22 protein-coding genes are annotated in these 22,015 nt (G+C 66.5%); 6 read left to right on the plus strand and 16 right to left on the minus strand.

Features of this window, described 5'->3' with window-relative positions; translation table 11 throughout:
• Positions 1–20: 20 nt before the first annotated feature.
• From AC1D3B_RS11295 to AC1D3B_RS11345, 11 genes are all read right to left on the minus strand, one after another.
• Positions 21–1,208: an ABC transporter substrate-binding protein gene (locus AC1D3B_RS11295; RefSeq protein ID WP_478190755.1), complete on the minus strand. Its 1,188-nt coding sequence runs from the start codon at positions 1,206–1,208 to the stop codon at positions 21–23.
• 23 nt (positions 1,209–1,231) lie between these two features.
• Positions 1,232–1,927 carry an ABC transporter ATP-binding protein gene (locus tag AC1D3B_RS11300; RefSeq protein WP_478190756.1) on the minus strand — a complete coding sequence of 232 codons (696 nt, stop codon included), beginning with the start codon at positions 1,925–1,927 and terminating at the stop codon, positions 1,232–1,234.
• Complete coding sequence (locus AC1D3B_RS11305) at positions 1,924–2,622, minus strand: ABC transporter ATP-binding protein (RefSeq protein ID WP_478190757.1); 699 nt, start codon at positions 2,620–2,622, stop codon at positions 1,924–1,926. Before AC1D3B_RS11305 ends, AC1D3B_RS11300 begins: the two co-directional genes overlap by 4 nt.
• Positions 2,609–3,670 (minus strand): branched-chain amino acid ABC transporter permease, encoded by a 1,062-nt coding sequence (locus tag AC1D3B_RS11310; RefSeq protein WP_478190758.1) that lies wholly within the window; start codon positions 3,668–3,670, stop codon positions 2,609–2,611. The genes AC1D3B_RS11305 and AC1D3B_RS11310 overlap by 14 nt, the downstream gene beginning before the upstream one ends.
• Entirely contained in the window at positions 3,670–4,542 is an 873-nt protein-coding gene (locus tag AC1D3B_RS11315; RefSeq protein ID WP_478190759.1) for a branched-chain amino acid ABC transporter permease, read from the minus strand. The genes AC1D3B_RS11310 and AC1D3B_RS11315 overlap by 1 nt, the downstream gene beginning before the upstream one ends.
• Before the next feature lie 11 nt (positions 4,543–4,553).
• Complete coding sequence (locus tag AC1D3B_RS11320; protein ID WP_478190760.1) at positions 4,554–5,420, minus strand: MaoC/PaaZ C-terminal domain-containing protein; 867 nt, start codon at positions 5,418–5,420, stop codon at positions 4,554–4,556.
• 131 nt (positions 5,421–5,551) lie between these two features.
• A complete protein-coding gene (locus AC1D3B_RS11325; RefSeq protein WP_478190761.1) occupies positions 5,552–6,217 on the minus strand; it encodes a nitroreductase in 666 nt (221 codons plus the stop codon).
• A gap of 31 nt (positions 6,218–6,248) precedes the next feature.
• Positions 6,249–7,298 (minus strand): phosphotransferase family protein, encoded by a 1,050-nt coding sequence (locus AC1D3B_RS11330; RefSeq protein ID WP_478190762.1) that lies wholly within the window; start codon positions 7,296–7,298, stop codon positions 6,249–6,251.
• On the minus strand, positions 7,295–8,542 hold the full coding sequence (locus AC1D3B_RS11335; RefSeq protein WP_478190763.1) for an acyl-CoA dehydrogenase family protein: 1,248 nt from the start codon (positions 8,540–8,542) through the stop codon (positions 7,295–7,297). The genes AC1D3B_RS11330 and AC1D3B_RS11335 overlap by 4 nt, the downstream gene beginning before the upstream one ends.
• Before the next feature lie 142 nt (positions 8,543–8,684).
• On the minus strand, positions 8,685–9,593 hold the full coding sequence (locus AC1D3B_RS11340) for an acyl-CoA thioesterase (protein ID WP_478190764.1): 909 nt from the start codon (positions 9,591–9,593) through the stop codon (positions 8,685–8,687).
• Between the two features lie 3 nt (positions 9,594–9,596).
• A complete protein-coding gene (locus tag AC1D3B_RS11345; protein WP_478190765.1) occupies positions 9,597–10,388 on the minus strand; it encodes an enoyl-CoA hydratase/isomerase family protein in 792 nt (263 codons plus the stop codon).
• 331 nt (positions 10,389–10,719) lie between these two features.
• Between AC1D3B_RS11345 and AC1D3B_RS11350 the strand changes: the two genes are divergently transcribed.
• The 6 genes from AC1D3B_RS11350 (at position 10,720) to AC1D3B_RS11375 (ending at position 17,724) form a co-directional block, all read left to right on the plus strand.
• Positions 10,720–11,970, plus strand: a complete 1,251-nt coding sequence (locus tag AC1D3B_RS11350; protein ID WP_478190766.1) for a phosphotransferase family protein — start codon at positions 10,720–10,722, stop codon at positions 11,968–11,970.
• Positions 11,970–12,524 carry a hypothetical protein gene (locus tag AC1D3B_RS11355; protein WP_478190767.1) on the plus strand — a complete coding sequence of 185 codons (555 nt, stop codon included), beginning with the start codon at positions 11,970–11,972 and terminating at the stop codon, positions 12,522–12,524. Before AC1D3B_RS11350 ends, AC1D3B_RS11355 begins: the two co-directional genes overlap by 1 nt.
• Position 12,525: 1 nt before the next feature.
• The gene (locus AC1D3B_RS11360) at positions 12,526–14,406 is read left to right on the plus strand and encodes a TRAP transporter large permease (protein WP_478190768.1); all 1,881 of its coding nucleotides are present in this window, start codon (positions 12,526–12,528) and stop codon (positions 14,404–14,406) included.
• A 73-nt stretch (positions 14,407–14,479) separates the two neighbouring features.
• Positions 14,480–15,487: a TRAP transporter substrate-binding protein gene (locus AC1D3B_RS11365; RefSeq protein ID WP_478190769.1), complete on the plus strand. Its 1,008-nt coding sequence runs from the start codon at positions 14,480–14,482 to the stop codon at positions 15,485–15,487.
• Between the two features lie 23 nt (positions 15,488–15,510).
• Positions 15,511–16,542 carry a DUF7064 domain-containing protein gene (locus tag AC1D3B_RS11370; protein WP_478190770.1) on the plus strand — a complete coding sequence of 344 codons (1,032 nt, stop codon included), beginning with the start codon at positions 15,511–15,513 and terminating at the stop codon, positions 16,540–16,542.
• A 66-nt stretch (positions 16,543–16,608) separates the two neighbouring features.
• Positions 16,609–17,724, plus strand: a complete 1,116-nt coding sequence (locus AC1D3B_RS11375; protein WP_478190771.1) for an Rv3169 family protein — start codon at positions 16,609–16,611, stop codon at positions 17,722–17,724.
• A 117-nt stretch (positions 17,725–17,841) separates the two neighbouring features.
• On the opposite strand, the gene AC1D3B_RS11380 is transcribed toward AC1D3B_RS11375, so the two are convergent.
• The 5 genes from AC1D3B_RS11380 to AC1D3B_RS11400 are packed head-to-tail and all read right to left on the minus strand — an operon-like array spanning position 17,842 to position 22,012.
• The gene (locus AC1D3B_RS11380) at positions 17,842–18,639 is read right to left on the minus strand and encodes an enoyl-CoA hydratase (protein ID WP_478190772.1); all 798 of its coding nucleotides are present in this window, start codon (positions 18,637–18,639) and stop codon (positions 17,842–17,844) included.
• On the minus strand, positions 18,636–19,847 hold the full coding sequence (locus AC1D3B_RS11385; protein ID WP_478190773.1) for an ABC transporter substrate-binding protein: 1,212 nt from the start codon (positions 19,845–19,847) through the stop codon (positions 18,636–18,638). The genes AC1D3B_RS11380 and AC1D3B_RS11385 overlap by 4 nt, the downstream gene beginning before the upstream one ends.
• Before the next feature lie 22 nt (positions 19,848–19,869).
• On the minus strand, positions 19,870–20,364 hold the full coding sequence (locus AC1D3B_RS11390; RefSeq protein ID WP_478190774.1) for a hypothetical protein: 495 nt from the start codon (positions 20,362–20,364) through the stop codon (positions 19,870–19,872).
• Positions 20,361–21,395, minus strand: coding sequence for a phosphotransferase family protein (locus AC1D3B_RS11395; protein ID WP_478190775.1), 1,035 nt, complete (start codon positions 21,393–21,395; stop codon positions 20,361–20,363). Before AC1D3B_RS11395 ends, AC1D3B_RS11390 begins: the two co-directional genes overlap by 4 nt.
• The gene (locus tag AC1D3B_RS11400; RefSeq protein WP_478190776.1) at positions 21,392–22,012 is read right to left on the minus strand and encodes a histidine phosphatase family protein; all 621 of its coding nucleotides are present in this window, start codon (positions 22,010–22,012) and stop codon (positions 21,392–21,394) included. The genes AC1D3B_RS11395 and AC1D3B_RS11400 overlap by 4 nt, the downstream gene beginning before the upstream one ends.
• Positions 22,013–22,015 lie beyond the last annotated feature (3 nt).

The following is a 22,015-nucleotide window of genomic DNA, read 5'->3' on the forward strand; positions in this document are numbered from 1 at the left end:
TTCCTGGCCGTCCGGAGCGGCTATGTCTTGAGTTTGCATTCGGGGCTGACCGGCGGTGCGATCTGTGCCGTCGGCTCGATCGAGCGCATCACGATCTCGCCCTTGCCGTCGCCGGCCTTGACCGCCTGAACCACGACCAGCGGACGCAGCAGCTGGTGGTCGGCCGCACGCATCTCGACTTCTCCGACCACGGTGTTCGCCTTGAGGCCCTCCAGCGCCGATCGCACCGCCGGCACCTCGGCCGACTTCGCCTTCAGGATCGCCTGGTGCACGAGCTCGAACGACAGGTAGGCATCCACGTCGATGTAGGTCGGCTTGCGCTTGTAGCGCTCCTCGAAGGCCTTCACGAAGGCCGCGTTGCGCTCGCCGGGCATGGTCCAGAAATAGCTCTGCGCGGACCACAGGCCGACGCTCGCGTCGCCGTGCGCGCCGATCAGGATCTCGTTCACCATCGAGGCCGAGACCACGGTCTTGTACTTCTCGAACAGCTTGAATGGCTGCTGCTGCTTGATCAGCGCGATGCCGCCCGACGACGGGTAGTACATCAGGAGCCCCTCGGCCGGCTTGTCCAGAAGTTGCGCGATGTAGCTCCCGAGATCGGATGCGGTGATCGGCGCGAACAGCGTCTTGTTGACCTTGCCGCCGCTTTCCTGCATCGCGGCCGTGAAGCGCTTCGCGGTGTCGTGCCCAACCGCGATGTCGGCCATCAGCAGGTCCCAGGTCTTGACGCCGCTCGCCTTGCTCTGCTCGCGCAGGCTGTTGACCTGCATGCCATCGGTGATGCCGATGCGGAAGTAGTTCTGCCCGCAGTTCTTGCCTGTGAGGTCGTCCGATGCGGCCGTGGCGTCGATGAACAGCGCATTCAGGCCCGACATCTTGGACGCGATGGCGAGCGACGTGCCCGATGGATTCAGCCCGGTGAAGAACGAAACGCCCTGCTGCTCCACCAGGCGATTGGCGGCCGCAATTGCCGTCGCCGGCGTGCCTGCGTGGTTCTGCGTGATGAGTTCGTACTTGCGGCCGAGCGCGCCACCCTGGGCGTTGAGGCGCTCCACCGCGAAGGCCGCGCCGTCGTTCACGAACGCGCCGCTGACCGCGAACGGTCCGGTGTCGATGTTGACCACACCCAGCTTGATGGTCTCCTGCGCAAAGGCCGCACCCTGGAAGGCGGCCGCGGTGACCAAGACGGCGAGCAAGTTCCGGATCATGATGATGTCCTGTTGTGGTGAATTCAGAAAGCCAGCGCAGCCCGATGCTGCTCGGTGTCGATGTCGGCGGTACGTCCGCGGTCGATGATTTCGCCCTTGGCCATCACCACGAAGCGCTGGCTGACGCGACGCACGAGGTTCAGGTGCTGCTCGACCATCAGCACGCCGGTGCCGGCGGCGCGGATCCTGTTGAAGATGTCGGCCAGTTCGTCGACCAGCACCGGCGACAAGCCCTCGGACGGCTCGTCGAGCAGCAGCACGCGCGGGTTGCCGAGCAGGGCCCGGCCGACCGCCAGCATCTGCTGCTGGCCGCCGCTGAGCTCCGTGCCCATCTTGTCGCGCCGCTCGCGAAGCACCGGAAAGAGTTGGTAGACCGACTCCATGGTCCAGTGGCCCTTGCGCCTACAGGCGGCGCCGAGTTGCAGGTTCTCGCCGACCGTCAGGTGCGGCAGGATCATCCGGCCCTGGGGCGACAACGTGACCCCCTGCATGGCCGCCCGGTAGGCGGGCAGCTTCTGCAAGGCGACACCACCGACCTCGATGGAACCGCCGCTGACGGTCGTACCGCCGAAGAAGGACATCAGCAACGTGGATTTGCCGGCGCCGTTCTTCCCGACCACCGCCACGGCCTCGCCCTCCTCGACCTGCAGGTCGACCTCGCGCAGTACCACCGACTTGCCGTAGCCGGCACGCAAACCCTTGACATCGATGAAGCTCATGCGGCGGTCCCCAGGTAGGCGGCGATGACTTTCGGGTCGCTGCGCACCTGCGCCGGCGAGCCGTGCGCCAGCAGTCGGCCCAGGTCGAGCGCGGTGATCGAATCGCAGAAGCGGAAGACGGCATCGACGTCGTGCTCGACCACGAGCGCTGAGACGTTGCGTTTGCGGACCACCGTGGCGAGGTGCTCGAACAGCGTGACGGTCTCGCTCGTGGAGAGGCCGGCCGCGGGCTCGTCGAGCAGCATCAGGGTAGGTTGGCCCACGAGGGCCAATGCAATATCGACGCGCCGTTGATCTCCGTACGCGATGCTGTCGGCGATCTCGTCGTACACCGCGCCGAGTTCGAGCGTATCGACGATGCCCGCAAGATCCTTCTCGCCGAGTTGTGACGCCACGAGTTCCAGTTGCTCGCCGACGCGGATGCCGGGAAAGATGCTGGTGCGCTGGAACGAGCGCGACATGCCGAGCCTTCGCCGTTGCACGACCGACCGGTGCGTAATGTCCTCGCCGTTGACGAAGACCCGTCCGCGCGTGGGTTTGCGCCGTCCGGTGATGGCATCCATCAGGGTCGACTTGCCGGCACCGTTCGGCCCGATCACGCCATGCAGCACGCCGCGCTGTGCGACTTCGAGGTTGATGCCTTCCAGCGCCTTGACGCTGCCGTAGGCCACGCTCAGGTCTTCAACGCGCAGCATCGCGGCCTCCCGAAGTCGCCGCGGCGCCCTTGTTGAAGAGCTTCGAGAGATTGTTGCGAATGAAGCCCATGATGCCCTCCGGGAACGCCACGATGACCAGCACGACCGCCAGGCCTGTGAGCAGTTCCAGATGTCCGGTGGCGCCGAACTGGTCCTGTCCGATGACGTACAGCAGCGCGCCGAGCACCGGCCCGGCCACCGTGCCGACACCGCCGATCAGCGTCGAGACCAGTGCGTGGCCACCCGTCACGAAGTCGAGCAGTTCCGGCGATGCGAACGCGGTGTTGAGGCCAGTCAGCAGGCCGGAAACTGCCGCGATGAATCCCGACACCGTAAAGGCAAGCACGCGAGGCGCGTAGGTGTTGAAGCCCGAGAAACGCATGCGCTCCTCGTTGGCTCGGATGGCGCGCAATACGCGCCCGGTGCGCGACCGCCCGACCGCCCAGGCCAGCAGCATCACGCTGCACAGCGCCAGCCAGGCCACCGGCCAGAAGAGCTCGGGCCTTGCAAGCTGCGCCTGGGTCAGGCCGAAGAAGCTTCCGGAGAAGTTCAGTGCGAGCCCGTCGTCGCCGCCGGTCACCGGCCGGAAGTCGGTAATCATCACCATCGAGCGAAGCATCTGCGCCAGGGCCAGGGTCAGCATCGCGAACGGCAGCGGTCGTGCGCGAACGACGAGCGCGCCGATCAGGGCCGACAGGACCGTCGATGCCAGCAGCGTGAACAGGACCGCCGTCATCACGCCCCAGCCCAGCTGGGTGACCGCGATGGCGAAGAGGTAGGTGGCGCCGCCCGTGAAGGCCGCGGCGCCGAACATCATGAGTCCGCTCTGGTGCGCCAGGAACCCGATCGCGACGGCCGCGACGCCGAGCACGATCGCATTGATCAGCAGTCCCAGATAGAAAGAACTCTTCACGACTTGCGGCAGGAAGAGGCCCAGCACGACAATCACCGCCACGACCAATGCCGGTTTGAGAAGGCCCGGCACCTTGGCGCGGACGATGGGAGGAGCCGCTGGAGCGACGGCGCCGAATCCTTGCACGATGGCCATCAGGCAACCCTCCCTCGGCCCAGCCCCTGCGGCCGCCACAACAGAACGAAGAACAGCAGCAGATACGGTGCCATCACGGCCAGCGTCGGCGACACCAGCGTGCCGATCACCTGGATCAGGCCGTAGATCACGGCCGCCGCGATGGCGCCGCCAATGCTGCCCAGTCCGCCAATGACGACGACGATCAGACAGCTGATCAGGATGCCGCCGCCCATCGCGGGATCGACCGACAGATAGGGCCCGGCCAGCACGCCGGCCAATCCGGCGAAGCCCGTGCCCAGGCACACGACGAGCAGGCTCAGGCGGTCCGTGTTGACCCCCATCATCCGGGCCACCATCGGCTGCTGGCTCACGGCGCGCACGTGCATGCCCGATCGCGTGTACTTCAGCCATACGGCCAGCGCCACGCAGGTGCCGAATCCCACCCCGATCAGGAAGATCCGGTAGGCCGGATAGCGTTGCCCGAACAGGTCGATCGATCCGGCCAGCACCGACGGCGCATCCAGTTGCAGCGGCGAAGTGCCCCAGATCTTGATCACCATCTGGCTGAGCACCAGCGCGAGGCCGAAAGTGACGAGCGCCACGTCCATGTGGGAGCGATGCTGCAGGGGCCGGATGACCGCGTATTCGAAGGCCACCCCCAGCAGTGCCAACAGCAGCGGCACGATCAGCAGGGCGACCCAGAAGTTGAAGAGTCCCGAGAAGGTGTAGCCCAGGTAGGCGCCGAGCATGAACAGCGCGCCGTGGCCGAAGTTCATCACGTCGCGCAGGCCGAAGATCAGCGCCAGGCCGCTGGCAAGGATGGTCAGGAGTGAGGCCAATGCCAGCGCATTGGCGAGTTGCGCGATGTTGAAGATGTGCGAGAAGTCCATGACAGCTCCGTTCATTGCTCGCCGAACCGGCACTCGCCACGATCCAGCACGATCACGTCGCGTTCGACCGCCAGTGCCCGGAAGCGCACCGTGTCGCCCTCGTCGAACAGGTCGATGCGAAGCGTTTCGCCGGGGTACGCAGGCTGCGCAAAGCGCACGAACATCGAGCGCAGACGCTCCGGATGCCCGGGGCTGAAGCGCTTGAGGATCGCCCGGCAGGCCAGGCCCATCGTGTTGAGCCCGTGCGAGATGGGCCGGTCGAAGCCGGCACGACGCGCGATCTCGGGGTCGGCGTGGATCGGCATGTAGTCCCGGCTGACCAGGCGGTAGAGCAATGCCGCCTGTGGCGTCGTGCGGTACTCGATGCTGGCGCTGGGCACGGCACCGTCGCGCAAGGGGGAAACGACGGGCGGCGCCTCCCCATGGCTGCCGCATCCGCCATCCCCGCGCAGGTACTGCGTGGAGTTCAGGCTCGCGAGCGCCTCGCCGGAACGGGCGTCGGAGATCTCGGTGTCGAAGTAGATCAGGGCGCCGCGCCCGACGCCCTTGTCGACGACGGCGCGCACCCCGTGCGTGGCGCGGATGTCTGCCTCCAGCGGCAGGGGCCGGTGCAGCACGAAGCGCTGCTCGCCGTGAAGGATGTTCACCCAATCGATCCCCGCCTCGGGATCGGCATGCCAGAACGCAGGCCAACCGAGCACCATGCACTGGCTCGGCACGGCGCGCTGCGCCCGCCCCTCGAAGACGTAAGGCAACTCGTCCTCGTCGAGCGGATCGGAGCCGATGCCCAGGCCGAGCGCATACAGCGCCGAGTCGCGCCAGTCGTAGCGCTGGACGGTGGTCTCGAAGCTGCGCTCGATGACGTTCTGCAGGTTCATGTTGGGGGCTTGTCTCCGTCCCGGCGAGATGGGGTGCTTCGGATCAACGATCCGAACCATCAGCATAACGTACCATACGCATGCGTACTACCTATGGTTAGTACGGGGTCGCCGAAGGCCGCACCGCGGCATCAGCGGTGGAAGCGCACGGCTTCGCCCGTCGCGGCGCGGCCCACGCGCGCGGCGTTGGCCTTGTCGGTGTGATCCTCATAGCCGAACGAGACGCCGAACAGCAGCCGCTGCGAGTCGGGCAGGCCCAGTGTTGCCCGCACGATGGCGGGATACAGGCCGAGCGCACCCTGCGCACAGGTCGCGATGCCCCTCGCGGTCATGGCCAGCATCAAGGTCTGCGCATACATGCCGATGTCGGTCGCCTCGCGGGTATCGAAGGGATGCGGCATGAAGATGAAGACGGCATGCGGCGCGCCGAAGAAATCGAGATTGCGCAGGTATGCGGCGCGCCTTCCGACCAGATCGCCTCGTTCGACGCCCATGGCCCCGTAGAGCTGCACCGCGGCATCGACCTGGCGAGCACGGTAGACCCCGTCGAACTTGCCGTCGGCTGGCCAGTCGGGCTCGATCGGGGCTTCCTGGCGGCCGGCCTCGACCAGCGCCGTGCGAAGCCGCTGCAGCGCCGATCCGGAGACAACGTGCGGAATCCAGGGCTGGACGTTGCAGTTGGACGGCGCTCGCTGGGCGATCGCGAACACCTCGTCGAGCGTGTGCTGCGGCACCTCTTCGCGCAGGAAGCCGCGCACCGAGCGCCGCTGCAGGATCGCTTCGTCGACCGTCATCATGGTTTTTGCGTGGGTGAGTTCTGCCAGCCGCTCATTGGCCCGCGATCAATGCGGCGCCCCGCTTCGCATAGGCTCGCGCCAGCTTGCGGCCCACGCGCGCGGCGTCCGGGAGGAAGCCGTTGCCTGCTTCGCCTCGCGCCGCCACGCCAGCGCTGCCCACGGCACCGCGGAACATCGCGAACACCTGGTGGAAGGTCGTCATGCGTTCGCCCGATCCGGCAAGGCGGTAGTAGCGCTCGAGGTATTCCTCCTCGGTCGGAATGCCGAGTTCGGCCAGCGGCAGACCCAACAGCCCACCGTTCTCATCGGTTGCCATACGCCACGCCTGGCTGTTGAAGGCCACGTCCACCAGCGGATGCCCGAGCGTCGACAGCTCCCAGTCGAGCACCGCGACGACACGCGGCTCGGTGGGGTGGAACATCATGTTCGTGATGCGGAAGTCGCCGTGGCACAGCGCGAGCGTCTGGCTGTCGGGCACCCGCTCGCCGAGCCAGGCCACGATGCGGTCGAGGTCGGGGTTGTCGTCGTCGCCGCGGCGGAACTGCGTCCATTGCTGCGACCAGCGGCTGAGCTGGCGCGCGAAGTAGTTGCCGGGACGGCCGAAGTCGGCGAGTCCGACCGCGGCGAAGTCCAGCCGGTGCAACGCGGCCATCGTGGCGCCCATCGCGTCGTACATGGCGCGGCGCTCGTCCGGCTCGACGCCGGGCATCGCGAAGCCCTCGAACACGCGGCCTTCGATGCGCTCCATCAGGTAGAACGGGGTGCCCAGCACTTCGCGGTCGTCGCAATACAGGATCGGCGCGGGCACCGGTACGGTGCCGCCCCGCAACGCGGCGAGCACGCGGTATTCGCGATCGATGGCGTGGGCCGAGGCCATCAGCACCGCGTTGGGCTGCTTGCGCAGCACGGCATGCCAGTCGCCGCGGCGCAGGAAGTAGGTCGGGTTCGACATGCCACCGACCGTGCGCTCGACGATCAGTTCGCCCGTGTGATCCGGCAGGGCCTGCCGAAGGTACGCATCCAGCCGTGCCGGCTCGAAGTCGATGCCGCGCCCGGCAGGCGCTTCGAGGGTGGCGCTCATGATGTCGCGCGCTTGCCCGCGAAGCCGAAGAGGTACTGCGCGACGCGGCGCATCTGCATCTCCTCCGAACCCTCGGTGATGCGATAGCGGCGATGGTGGCGATAGATGTGCTCGAACGGCAGCGCGCGCGTGTACCCGATGCCGCCGTGGACCTGGATCGCGCGGTCGGCGGCCTCGCAGCAGAGCCGGTTTGCGCGGAAGTTGCAGATCGAGACGAGATCGCTGATCTCCAGCGGGTCCTGCTGGTCCATCCGGCTCGCGACCTGGAAGATGAAGTTGCGCACCATCTCGCATTCGGCGTAGAGCTCGACGAGCGGGAACTGGATCGCCTGCTTCTTCGACAGCGGCTCGCCGAAGGCGATGCGCGACACCGCGTACTTCGCCGATTCGGCGATGCAGTAGCGCGCCGCACCGGCGCTCGCCGCCGCCTGGCGAATCCGGTTTTCGTGGATGAAGCGTTGCGCAAGCACGAGGCCCTGCCCTTCCTCATGCAGGATCGCGCTCTCGGGCACGCGCACGTCCTTCAGTTCGACCTCGGCATGGTCGCTGGGCATGTTGAAAGTCCAGTGGTTGAAGGCGATGCGATGGCCGGGTGTGTCCGTGGGCACGATGAAAGCGGTGATGCCGAGCGCATCGCCCGGCTTGCCGGTGGTGCGCGCGAATACGAGGTTCGCGTGCGCTCGCTGCACTTGGCTGTTGAAGCGCTTCATACCGTTGATGACCCAGCCGTCGCCGTCGCGCACCGCGGTCGTTTCGAGCCAGGTCGCGTCGCTGCCGTGGTTGGGTTCGGTCAGGCCGAACGAGAGGTGGCGGTCGCGCCGGATGATGCCCTCGATGTAGCGCTTCTGCTCGGGCGTGCCATAGGCGTTGAGTACCGGCACGATCGGGAAGTTGCCGACGATCGAGGATTCATCCTGCAGATCGTTGTGCAGCCCCAGTCCCTTGGCCGCCAGGTGCTCGCGGATGGCGGCGATCGCGAGGTTCGACGCCGCCTGTCCGCCGCAGGCCTTGGGCAGCCCGTAGCGCAGATGTCCCGCCTTGTCGGCGCGGCGCTCCATCTCTGCGATCAGGTCATGCCATTCCTTGCGCGGGAAGCCGTCGTTTTCCCAGTCGGTGCGGGCGTATTCCCGGCGATGGTCGAAGAACTGCATGTTCTCGCGTTCGAGCGGCTTGATCTCGGCGTCGATGAACGCGTCGAGCTCGGCGAGCTTGGCGACGATCTCGGGAGAAAACTGATAGTCCATGGGGATGTGCTCCTGATGATGGCGATCCGGTCGCCGGTGGTTCATTCGGCTCTATGTATGCATCAATGACCATACACATGCGTACGACAATCGTCAACGGGATCGTCCCTGCGATCGGACGATGGCGCCGGGCTGTGGCCGATCAGCCCATCGGGGTCATGAGGTTTTCCTGGGTCGCGCTCGCCACCAGGGCGCCGTCGAGGTCGTGCACGGTCGCGATCGACAGGCCACGGCCGCGTCCCGCACTGGGGCTCTGTACGTCGAAGTGCAGCCAGCGGTCGGCACGCAGCGGACGGTGGAACCAGATCGCGTGGTTGAGGCTCGCCACATGCAGGCGCGTGCCGTCGCGTTGCAGTTGCGGCACATGGACGCCCACGCTCGGGAAGTTGAGCCACCAGTCCGACAGGTAGGCGAACGCCGCGGCCTGCAAGGCGGGCTCGTCGGGAAGCGGGTTGCGCGCGCGCAGCCAGAAGCGCAGGGCCGCGGCGGACGACGACAGGCCCAACGCCTGGGACGGGTCCGCCACGCGAAAGTCGAGCGCCCGCGATTCCAGCGGGTAGCCGAGTGTCTGCCAGATCGCTTCGGCCGTCTCTTTCGACATATCCTCCAGCCGGAGCAGCGATCGAGGATCGACCTCGCCGGCGCGCGACGGCGTCGCGTGATCCGGGCCGGGCAGCGGCGTGGCGAAGCTCACCTGGGCGTCCAGCACGATGCGGCCGCCCGCGCCCGCATCGCCTTCCTGCGTCCCGCGCACGTGGCGAGAGACAAAGCGCTTGCCGTCCTGCAGCGGCGTGACCTCGTAGTCGATTGCGCGATCCGGGGACGCACTCTGCAGAAACATGAACTGCAACGCCGTGGCATCACGCCCGGACGGCACTGTCATCGATGCCGCCATCAGCGCATGCGCAAGGAGCTGTCCGCCGTAGACGGTGCCGCGTGCGTTGGCGCTGGCATGGCGGCTGCGAAAGCGCGACGGCCCGACCTGCTCCAGTCGCAGCAGCGCTTCCAGGTCATGCAGATTCCACGGCGCGAGGCTGGGAGGGCCGCTCATCGCTCAGCGGCCCTGGAAGGCCGGCTTGCGCTTCTCCACCTGGGCGGCGATGCCTTCCTGCGCATCGAGCGTGGCCGAGACACGGGCCAGGGTCAGTGCCTCGTCTTCGAGCTGCGCTTCGAGTTGGGCCGCGCCGGCCTGCATGAAGAGTCGCTTGGTTTCGCCATACGCAAAGGTCGGTCCTGCCGCGAGCTTGCGAGCGAGGGCGAGCGCATCCTCCTGCAACTGCGCATCGGGCACGATTTGGTCGACCAGCCCGGCCCGCTGGGCCTCCTCGCTGCCGAGCACTTCGGCAAGCAGCACGAAGCGGCGGGCGCGGGCCACGCCCATGCGCGCGCTCAAGGTCACGCTGGATCCTGAATCGCAGCTGAAGCCGAGCTGCGCAAAGGCCGAGCCGATGCGGGTCGAGGTGCCGGCGACCACGACGTCGCAGCCCGCCAGCAGCGCCACGCCGCCGCCCATCGCGAAGCCCTGCACCGCCGTGACGACCGGAACCGGGAGCCGCCAGAAGCGCTGCAGCCCCATGTGCAGGTCGCTGGTCCACTCACGCACCAGCGGCGGCAGGCGGTCCCGCGCCGGATAGAAGACCTTGAGGTCGCCGCCGAAGCTGAAGTTCGCGCCGTCCGCGCGCAGCAGCACGGCGCGCAGGCCGATGCAGTTCAGCATGTCCGAGGCGACCTGCCTGAAGTCGCGTGCAAAGCCTCCGTCGAAGGGGTTGCCCCGCGCGGGCTGGGCGAGCGAGAGAACGGCCAGTCCGTCCTGCAATTCGACGCGGATGGAATCGGTTGAATTCATGGGCTTTCTGTCTCCTGGGTTCAAGATGAGGCGCGCCGGTGCCGGACGAGAAGAGAGTCTGCCGAGGCACGATGAGAAGTGATGGAAAGCGCTTCACGACGCAATGCCGGTCGCGGTCGGCAGCGCTCCGTTTCGGTATGCATTTATGACTTTATACATGCGTACCACATGCGTCAACCGGATTCTCCGCAGCCCGGCGTTTTGCCGAAGCGACGTGTCCCGCACCAGGCGGCGCTCCACCGGCACCGCCAGCGCAGCCTCAGGTAATCCCTAGTTACAGCGCAATGTGCGCTTATTACTATTACGCTAGCGTACGAAATGAAGGACACAGATGACCGAGTCGACATCGATGGAGGCAGCAGCGATTCATCTGCCCTGGGCGGTCACGAACGCCGACCGTGACGCTCCTTCGCCGTCCTTCATCGAGCGAATGCGGGCAGCCTTCCCGACGGAGCGCGAGAACGACCTGATGCTCACGCGCAAGTTGCAGCGTCGCGCGGGTCCGGCATTCAACGGTGCAAGCTTCGAGGCGATGAACCGCTACATCACCGCACTCCTGCGCAGCAAGGTCGAAGGGGATTTCAGTCTTTCCGACCAGCGTTGGTTCTCGGGCGGTGCCTCGAAGATACAGATGGGCTTCACATTGCACTGGGACGAGCCGGGCGTCGGTCGCACGGCGACACGTCTGGTCGCACGGATGGAGCCGGCGGAGTCTCTCAACGCCACCAGTCGCCAGCGCGAGTTCGAGCTGGTGTCCGCCTTGGCGGGCGTCGTCCCGGTACCGCGCGCCTACTGGGTCGATCCCGACGGGCACTGGTTTCCCGAGCCGGCGTTGATCTACGCCTTCGCCGAAGGCTCTACCAAGCCCAGGGCACGGCAGGGCAAAGTGGCGGGCATCGGCACCAACTTCGGGCCGGAACTGCGCGGTCGCCTGGTGCCGCAGTTCATCGAGTACCTCGCGAAGATCCACACCTTCGACCCCGACCGCTGCGCGTTCGCCGCGTTCGACCGTCCCGCCGTCGGCACCACGCAGAGCGCGCTCTGGCAGCTCAACCGGGCCCGACGCGTCTGGGAGGAGGACCGGGGCGAGGAGCTTCCGCTGATGGAGGTCGCCGCGAACTGGCTCGAGCGCCACATGCCCACGCTCGACCGCGTGAGTGTCGTGCATGGCGACTACCGCAGCGGCAACTTCCTGTTCGACGAGGACACGGCGCGCATCACGGCAGTACTCGACTGGGAGCGCGGCTACCTGGGCGACCGGCACCGCGATCTCGCCTGGACCACGGCAGAGCAGTACGGCCATTGGAGCGAGGACGGTCGCACCTTTCTCGCCTCGGGTATCGCCCCGATCGACGAGTTTCTCGAACGCTATGAAGAAGCGTCGGGGCTTCCGGTGGACCCTGCCCGGCTGCGCTACTACCGCATCTTCAACTGCTACCAGATCGTGGTCACCGCGCTGGCCTCTTCCTACCGCGTGGTGCGCCTTGGCAAGACGCACCAGGACGTATTGATCGCGTGGATCGAGGCCGCGGCTTACGGCGCGATGGAAGAGCTTCGCCACGAACTCGAGAGGGACGTCTGATGACCGACTACACCGACAACGCACTGCTGTCTTCGATCAAGGCACTCGAACACGTGGTGCAGCCCGCCCTGGATCCGGCGGACCCGCTCGCCGGCGAGCAGTTGCGGCTTGTGACGGGCATGCTCAAGTTCCTGCGCACGCGCCTGCCGGACTTGTATCCCCGTCTGGTGTTCGAGCTGGATCACTATCTCGCGCTCGCCGAGCAGCTCGTGCCGGAGGCGCGCCTCGCCTCGCGCGAGGTCGCGCAGCGCATGGAAGAGGCCATCGAAAAGGCACGGAGCCTGAAGCAGGAGCGTGCGCCCGCGTTCGTGGAAACACGGGAGGCCACCGCGGCGCTTTCCCTGGCCATCAGTGGTCTCGCGCGCATCGCCGGACGGGCCGACGCCAATCTGCGTCACCGCATCGAGCATGCCGTGCTGGCCGGATCCAGACGCTGGGTCGATATGCAGCGTGCCTGGTACGTTCCGCACGGCTTCGAGCTGCGTACCGAACAGTTGCCGGACCTGTCGAGCGTCCTGGCGTCGCGCGCGCCGAACCAGCGCACAGGCGGCTGACGTGTCCGACGCGATCGCGCGCTCGCGCCTCGGCGCCGAAGACACGGCGCACCCGGTGGCGGGCCGCCAGTCCGTGCTGGCGCGCTTCCTGCCGCGTGTCATCGAATTTCCCGCCGTGGTGCTGATCCTCGCCGAGATCGTGATCCTGCTGTCGGGCGTGATCTCGCGCTATGTCTTCCACAATCCGATCGGCTGGACGGACGAACTCGCCGGTGTGCTTTTCCTGTGGATCGGCATGCTGGGCGCCACGATCGCCTTCCAGCGCGGAGAACACATGCGGCTGGTGTTCTTGCTCGACCGCATGACGCCCGGCGCGCGCGCCCTTGCCGAAGCCTTTGGACTGGTGGTCGCGGCCTCACTGCTCATGGTCTTGATCGGACCCGCCGTGAACTTCACGCGACACGAACACCTCATTACTACGCCGGCGCTCGGCATTCCCAACAGCCTGCGGGTGGCTGCGTTGCCGGTCGCCTTCGCGCTGATGATCCTGATCGCGCTCGCACGGCTCCTGCGTACCGCGAGACTGCGGGACATCGGCATCTCAGTCCTGGCGGTCGCCTGTGCCGCGCTCGCCTACTACCTGCTCGGCCCTGCGTTGAAGTCCATCGGCAACTGGAACCTGCTGGTCTTCTTTGCGATGACTGTCGTCGTGACGCTACTGCTGGGTGTGCCAATCGGCTTTTCATTCGGCGTCGCCACGCTGGCCTACGTGCTGCTCGCCACGCGCGCGCCGATCGCGGTGATCGTCGGGCGCATGGAAGAAGGATCGTCCCACCTGATACTGCTGGCAGTGCCGCTCTTCGTCCTGCTGGGGGCATTGATGGAGGTGGCGGGCCTCGCGCGCGCAATGGTGGCATTCCTGGCCTCGCTGCTGGGCCATGTGCGCGGCGGCCTCAACTACGTGCTGCTCGGCGGCATGTACCTGGTTTCGGGCATTTCGGGCTCGAAGGTCGCCGACATGGCCGCGGTGGCACCGGTGCTTTTCCCCGAGATGAAGCAGCGCGGTCAGAAACCGGGCGACATGGTGGCCTTGCTCGCCACGTCGGGCGCCATGGCGGAGACGATTCCGCCGAGCCTAGTGCTGATCACGGTCGGCTCCGTCACCAGCATCTCGATCTCGGCCTTGTTCACCGGTGGCCTGCTCCCGGCATTCGTGGTCGCGCTCGCGCTCGGCGTCGTCGTCTGGTTTCGGTCCCGCGGCGACGACATGCGGTCGGTCGTGAAGGCTTCGCGGGCGGTGGTCTGGAAGTCGCTTGTGGTCGCCCTGCCGGCGCTCTCCCTTCCGTTCGTGATCCGGTTCGTGGTGACCGAGGGCGTCGCAACAGCCACCGAGGTCTCCACCATCGGAATCGTCTATACGGTGCTGCTCGGCGTATTCGTCTATCGACAGTTCGATTGGCGGCGGGTCTACGGCATCCTGGTCGAAACTGCCTCGATGTCGGGCGCGATCCTCTTCATCATCGGCACGGCGACGGCCATGGGCTGGGGGTTGACCCAATCGGGGTTCTCGATGCAGTTGACCTCGATGATGTCCGACGTACCCGGTGCCAGGTGGGGCTTTCTCCTGATCTCGATCCTGGCCTTCGTCGTGCTCGGCAGCGTCCTCGAAGGCATTCCTGCGCTGGTCGTCTTCGCCCCATTGGTCTTTCCGCTCGCGCGCAGCCTGGGCATCCACGAGGTGCAGTACGCGATGGTGGTGATCCTGTCCATGGGCATCGGCGTTTTCGCGCCGCCGCTGGGCATCGGCTACTTCATCGCATGCGCCATCGGCAAGGTCTCGCCGGCGACGGCCATGCGACCCATGTGGCCCTACCTGGGCGCGCTGCTCGCGGGCCTGCTGCTGGTGGCCGCGATTCCGTGGATCTCGACAGGTTTCCTCTGAACCCATACCGCATGCGAGGCCACTCGACGGATCCGAGCGCTTCAACTGCATCAACCACAGACCGGAGACAGACATGACCATTCAACGCCGCTCCCTCCTCGCCGCATCAGTCGGCGCGCCCCTCGTCGCCATGCTCGCGCGGCCGGCCCGAGCCGCCGAAATCGAACTCAAGTGGGGCTCGTTCGCGCCGCCGGATCACCCGCTGAGCGCGAACTCGATGCGGGCCGCGGAGCGGATCGCGGCGGAATCGAAGGGTCGGGTGGCCGTCAAGTACTTTCCGTCCAGCCAGCTGGGCGGCGACACCGACATGCTCGCGCAGGTCCGATCGGGCGCCCTCGACCTGTACACCACCTCGGCCTCCTTCATGACCACTTTGTCGCCGGCAGTGGGTGCGAGCGCGCTGGGCTTTGCCTTCAAGGACTATGCCCAGATCTGGAACGCGGTCGACGGCGACGTCGGCCGGGTGGCGCGAAAGGCGGCCGCCTCCGTCAACATCCACGTCTTCGAAAAGTTCTGGGACCTGGGTTTCCGCACGCTTTCGAGCGGGTCGAAACCGGTCACCTCGCTGGCCGATATGCAAGGCATGAAGGTCCGGGTGCCGGTTCTGCCGATGTTCTTCGGCATGTTCAAGGCACTCGGCGCGGCGCCCGTGAGCATGAACTTCTCGGAGCTCTACACCTCGCTGCAGACAAGGCTCGTCGAGGGGCAGGAGAACCCGCTGGTCAACGTCTACGCGGCAAAGCTCTACGAGGTGCAGAAATACATCGCCTTGACCAATCATTGCTGGGAAGGCATGTTCGTCGCGGCTAACCTCGACCAGTTCAAGGCCCTTCCCGCGGAAGTCCAGGACATCATCACGCGCAATCTCAACGCCTCGGCGCTGCAGGAGCGCGAGGACATGCGCAAGATGTACGCCGACGTGCGCATGAAGCTCGAGGCCGCGGGCCTCAAGTTCAACGACATCGACATCGCCCCGATGCGCGAGCAGTTGCGCAAGGCAGGCTACTACAAGGAATGGCGAGGCAAGATGGGCGAGGAAGCCTGGACCGCCCTGGAGAAATACACCGGACCGCTCGCCTGACCACACACATCGAGGACTTCCGCATGATCACAGACAAAGACTCAGACTTCCACCCCGTCCGCAAGGACAACTGGCGCTGGGCCGAAACGACGCCGTTGAGCTTCTCCGTGCCCCAGGCGGGGATCCTGGGCAACCTCTATATCGCCGCGCGTCCGAACCTCGGCGTAGCGCTGTCGTCGGTCGGCATCGTGCAAGGCTTTCGCTTCTATCCGCACGAGGTCGACTTCAGCGACGCGCAGATGCACCTGCCATGCCCCGACAACTTCACGGACTACGAACTCGAGAGCGGCCTGCGCGTGCAGGTGACGAAACCGCCGCTGGAGACCCGGTTCCGGTACCAGTACAAGCTCGGCGACGGATGCTCTTTCGATCTGAAGTTTCGTGGACTGCATGCACCCTTCGATGCCAACGACCCGCAGCAGAATCCGCTGCTGAAGACCGCCGGCGGTCACCAGGTGGACGAGCGCCTCGGAACGCAGTGGGGCAACCCTTCCACCGACCCTGACGACCCGAGCGGGCATTTCGAACTCATCGGCCACATCACAGGTCACCTGAACCTGCGCGGGGTGCGCCATGAAGTCGACTGCTACGACTGCGTGGACCACAGCTGGAGCCGTCGTACCGAGACCAGCAAGCGCGCGGTGGGCTGGATCTCGGCGGTGTTCGGCGAGGACTATGGCCTCCACATGGCGATCTTGCTGGATCTGCGCAACGGCAAGACCATCTACGAGAGTTTGCGCAACGGCTACGTGATGCAGGACGGGGAGGTGCACGGCCTGGTGTCGGCCACGGTCGAGGGGAACCACAGCAACCACAGTCCGATGAACTGCCACATCGTCGCCACCGACGTGCGCGGCCAGAGGCACGAGGTCTTCGGCACGGCCATCGCGGTGCACCCCTGGTACAACTACAACCCGTCACACGTGGCATTCCAGTCGCTGATGCAATGGCGCTGCGGCAACCGCATCGGGCACAGCGAGATGGCGGACATCTTCGGGCTCGAATTCCTGGCAGAGCGCCAGGCGCGCGCCGCCAACGCGCCAGTGGCCTGCTAGCACCCTGAGTCTTCTTCAGGGTCGTGCTATAGCAGACCGTACGCTACAGTATTAAAATTACGCAATATGCTGACTGCCCAAGACGACCTCATCGGCCACCAGCTGCCGACAACCTTCGACCAGATCGACAACAGCGATCCGGCCTGGATGGAGCGGCTCTGGTACACCGGGCACCCCACGCCCGACGGCAACCTCATCTTCGACATCGGGCTGGGCTACCACCCGAACCGCAACGTGATGGATGCCTTCGCCGGTGTCGCGGTGCCGGGCCGGCAATGGAACTTCCGCGCGTCGCGCCGGCTGCGTCCCGACCCACTCGCGACGAGCGTGGGGCCATTGTCGATAAAGGTCATCGAGGGGTTGCGCCGGCATCGCCTGACGCTGGACGCCAACGAATCGGGCATCCGCTTCGACATCGAGTTCATCGCGAACCTGAACGCGCACGAGGAAAAAGCGCACCTGCGCCGCCGCGACGGCCGCGTGACCGAGAACATGGCGCGCGCGCAGCAGCTCGGCCGCTACAGTGGCTGGCTCGAGTTCGACGGCCGTCGCATCGAGATCGACAGCGCCAGCTGGATGGGCCAGCGCGACCATTCATGGGGTGTGCGCGCCGAGATGCGCAGCGACGAGACGACGCCTCCGCTAACCTTCTATCCGCCCTTCTTCTACTGCTGGACGACCGCGCAATTCGCGAACCGCGGATTGCACATCTTCTTCAAGGAGCGCGCGCCAGGCGAGAAGATCTACCTCTCGGGCGAAGAGGTGTTCACGACCGGGACCAAGGTCTCGGGCCGCAACCAACTCGTCGACGTGCGCCACGAGGCGAGCTGGCACGACGATCCGCACGGCCAATCGATGGCGTCGATGGAGTTGCAGCTCAGGTTCGCCGATGGCAGCGAACGTCCGGTGTCGGTGCGGGTGCTGCCGACGAAGTACTTCCTGAAGGGCGGCCTCTACGGAGGCCTCGACGGCTGGTTCCACGGGGACGACCGGGGCAAGCTGTACTTCGAGCATGACGTCTGGGATCTGAACGACCCCGGCACGCGCCGACGCGTCCGCACGCTGGCCGACCAGGTGATCGAGGTGCGCGACGGCGATGAGGTCGGCTACGGGATCATCGAATACGGTGTCGGCAAGGGCTACGCGATGTACGAGGGCGTGCAGTCGCATCCTGCGATCTGAGATCTCCCCCAGCCTCGCCCACTTCGTGTGGCTCTGCACCCCCTTCCGGGGGCGACGGCGGTGGACCGGCGGAGCCGGATCCACGACGTCCCTGGATCGAGCCTGGCCTGCGGCCAGCTATCTGGGATTGCCTTTTCGGCGGGCGACCATGGCTGCGACCCGGGCCTCGATGGCGGCGCGGTCGGCCTGGACGTTGTTTTCTATGGAAAGGCGGCGTTCGAGCGCTATCGCATCGTTGATGGGCAGCGCGGCGCCGTCGTCGAGCAGTCGCTTGTAGGCGAACAGGGTCTCGGGCACGGCTGCGGCCATTTGGCGTGCGATTTCCTCGGACTTGGCCATCAGCGCCTCGGGGGCGACCACATGGTTCACGAGTCCCCACGCCAGCGCCTCCTCCGCGCCGAGGTAACGGCCGGTCAACGCAAGTTCCTTGGCGCGGTTCAGGCCGATGGCGCGCACCATGCGCACCGACCCGCCCCATCCCGGCAGCAGTCCAACGTGGGCATGCGTATCGGCGAAGCGCGCCTGGGTCGATGCCACCAGCAGGTCGCAGGAGAGAGCAATTTCGAGGCCGCCGGTCATCGCCAGCCCGTTGATGGCGCCGATCACTGGGCCGGAGAACGCACGGATCGCACGCACCGGATCGTTCTCGTAGGCGCCGGCGGCAAGCTCGCCGGTGGCGCCCCACTCGTCGAGGTCCATGCCGGCGGAAAAGGCGCGGCCCGCGCCGGTCAGGATCAACACGCGCACCGCCGGATCGGCCTCCAGCGCCTCGACAGCGGCGACGAACTCGCGCCGGAGTTCGTTCGAGAGCGTGTTGAGCTTGTCCGGCCGGTCGAGCACGAGGGTTGCGAAACCCTCCTCGCCGCGAAGAAGCCGCAGGGTCTTGAAGTCCATGGGGCCCGATGTATCGCTCACTGCACCTTGCAATCGGGGCTCGGCGGCGGGAACAGCGACGTGCCCGGCTCGATCTGCCGCATCGCGAAGGTTGTTGCCTTGCCGTCGGCCGTCTTCACCACCTGCGCCACACCGTGCTGGCGGATCAGCGTGTGGTCGGCGGCGCGCATCTCGACTTCGCCATACACGGTGGGCGCCTTCAGGCCGGCCAGGGCGTCGCGCACGGCGGGCACGTCGGTGCTCTTGGCCTTGAGGATCGCCCCGCGCAGCATTTCGAGGGCGACCATCATGTCGGCATCGGTGTAGATCGGCTTGCGCTTGTTGCGCTCCTCGTAGGCCTTCACGAAGGCGGCGTTGCGCTCGCCGGGCATCGTGTTGTGATAGCTCAGGCCGTTGAGCACGCCGAGTACGGCGTCGCCCTGCGCCGAAAGCTGGAACTCGGTCGCGAAGCCGTTGCCGAGCACCGTCTTGTACTTGTCGAACAGGCCGAACTGCTTCTGCTGCTTGGCAAACGAATTGCCGTCGGACATGTAGAGCGTGACCATCAATGCGTCCGCCGGCTTGGAAAGCTGCGTGATGTAGCTGCCGAAGTCGGTCGTGCCCTGCGGCGCGAACAGGCTCTGCTGCACCGTGCCGCCCTCCTCCTTGACCATGTCGGTGAATTTGGCCGCGAAGGAATGGCCGACCGCATAGTCTGGCGAGATCACGTTCCATGTCTTCGCGCCCGACTTCTTGACGAAATCGCGCAGCATCGCGGTGTAGACGGCGTCGGGCGTCGTGACGCGGAAGAAGTTGGGCTGGCAGCTCTTGGTCATCAGGTCGTCGCCCTGCGAGTAGACGTCGATCATCAGCGCGTTGAGCGAGGCCAGCTTGGGTGCGATCGCGAGCGAATGCGAGGTGGGCGTCTGCCCGGTCAGGAAGCTCGCGCCGCCCTGCTGCACCAGCTTGGTCGCCGCGGCGATGGCGCTCGCCGGCGTTCCGGCATGCGCTTGCAGCACGACCTCGAACTTGCGTCCCAGCGCACCGCCTTGCGCGTTGAGGATGTCGACGGCGGTTCGCGCCGAGTCTTCGACGAGGCTGGCGTAGGTGGCGAAGGGGCCGCTGTCGATCGTCAGCACGCCGATCTTGATCGGGTCCTTCGCCTGGGCTTGCACCGACGGCGGCAGCGCGAGCAGCAGCGCGCCGGCCGCAGCCGACAGCGCGACGAATCTTCTGGAAAGCGAAGTCATGGGTTTGTCTCCTTGGGGAATTTCAGTCTTCGGAGCCGCTGGACATTTCCGCGAAAAGCGGCCGGGGCGAACTCTTCAGCTCGATGGCGAGTTCGGCGCGCATGGCAGTGCGCAGCAACTCTTCGATCCGGTCGGCCACGTCGGCCGGCAGGTGCACGCGCTGCGCGTCGAGCCAGCCGAGCAGTTCGCCGACCGCGCGATTGCCCTCGTCCCGCAGCGCGATCAACGCGACGATGGGTTCGGCCTGGGGGGGCGGGCCGCCCGGCAGCGGCGGCAGCGAAGACGCCTCGGGCCGGTCGAGCACCAGGGCGGCCACGCCGTCGATCGCTACGCGCTGCGCCGCGATCTGCTCCAGCAGGAACCCGGCGGACCAGTCGGCGCGCACCTTGAAGGTGTTGAGCAGGTTGATGACGCCGAACACCTGGCCACGCGCGAACTCGTCGTCCAGCCGGGTCAGCACCTCCTTGCGAAGGGTGGCGTTCATGCCGTCGATCAGGCGGGCGAAGGAGTTGTTCATTTGGCGGCCTCGATCGTCTTTTCCATCTGGCGCAGGCATGTGGCGATCTGGCTGCCCATCGCCGGCATGCGCATGTCGTTGAAGCGGCCTTCCTCGAAGCAGCGCGCTGCCGCCATGTGCGTCGCGGCGAGCTTCAGCAGCGACAGCGCCTGGTAGTAGCGAACCGATTGCATCGAGACCTCGAAGCCGGCCTTTTCGCCGTAGCGGGCGTAGAACCATTCGGGCTCGGCGAGCCGGCAGATCAGCTTGCTGCCGCCCATGTACATCGGCAGGCTCGCCCAGCCGAGGTCTTCGTGCGGGTCGCCGAGATGCACGAGTTCCCAGTCGAGGATGGCGGTGATGCGGCCGCCCTGTTCGAGGAAATTGCCGGTGCGGTAGTCGCCATGGACGATCGCCACGCGCGGCGCGGTCGGGCAATGGGCCTTGAGCCAGCGCAGGCCCCATTCGGCCATCGGATACGGCCGCATCGCCCAGCGCGCAATCTGCTGCTCCCAGTACTCCACGTTGATGCGTGCGGCATTCGCGGCGGTGATGCCGTGCGCCATCTGGGCCACCGGCTTCTCCTGCCAGGGGATGCGATGCAGCGCCGCGAGCGCATCGACGAACTGCTCGGCCAGGCCCTTGCGATAGCCCTCCTCGAGCCCAGGCTCGTTGGCGGATACCCAGGGCACGACCGCGTCGCCCGAAACTTTCTCGCAGAACATGAAAGGCGCGCCGAGGATCGTCGGGTCGTCACTGCTCCAGTAGGCGCGCGGAACGGGAACCGCACTACCTTCGAGCGACTGCATCGACAGCACCTGCGGCCGGGCGCTGTACGGCGCGAAGAGACCGTAGTCCGGACCCAGGCGCAGGATGAGTTCGCGCGGGCCGTCGTCGCCGTCGATGCCGGTCACCGGCACCGCATAGGTCAGCCACGAGAACCCCACCGGAAAGCGCCGCACCGCGCCGACCTGCACCGGATGACCGAGTTGCGTGGCCAGGTAGTCGGCGATCTTCGGTGCCAGCGTTGTGTCGTCGATGAGCGTTGTCATGGAGATTCAGGTGGATGGGAGACGGTCGGCCGCACGGGAAGATGGCCGCGCTCGTTGACGCTGGCGACGCCGATCGCACCGCCGGAAAGCGCGCGCAGCCGCGTCATCGAGGCGTAGCCCGGCGCGAAGTGCACGATGCGCGAAAGCCCGAGTGCATGCGACAGCACGACGTTGATCGGCAGGCCATGCGTGAAAACGGCGACGTGATCGCTGCGAGGTTCATGGCCGATCGTCGCAGCAAGCGCATCGAGCACGCTCCGACGAAACTGCGTGGCGTCGCCGCCGAAAAATGCGATCGGATCGTCGAGAAAGCGCGACCATTCGTCGCTGCCGAGGGCACGCAGCGTTTCGGTGGACCGGTAGCGGCCGACGTGGCGATCGGCCTCGGCCCATCCGTCCACCTCTTCGATCGGCAGGCCGAGCCGGCCGGCCAGCGGTTGCGCGGTCTGCCTGGCGCGGGTCATCGGGCTGCTGACGATGCGGGTGATGCCTTCCTGCATCAGCCGGTCGGCCACCGCCTCGGCTTGGGCACGGCCGTCCGCGCGCAGCGGCGGGTCGTGCGGGCGATCCTCGTCGTCCTCGTCGGGGCGCCCATGGCGGACCAACACCAGCTTCATGGC

The organism is Variovorax sp. P5_A3 (genome assembly GCF_056400665.1).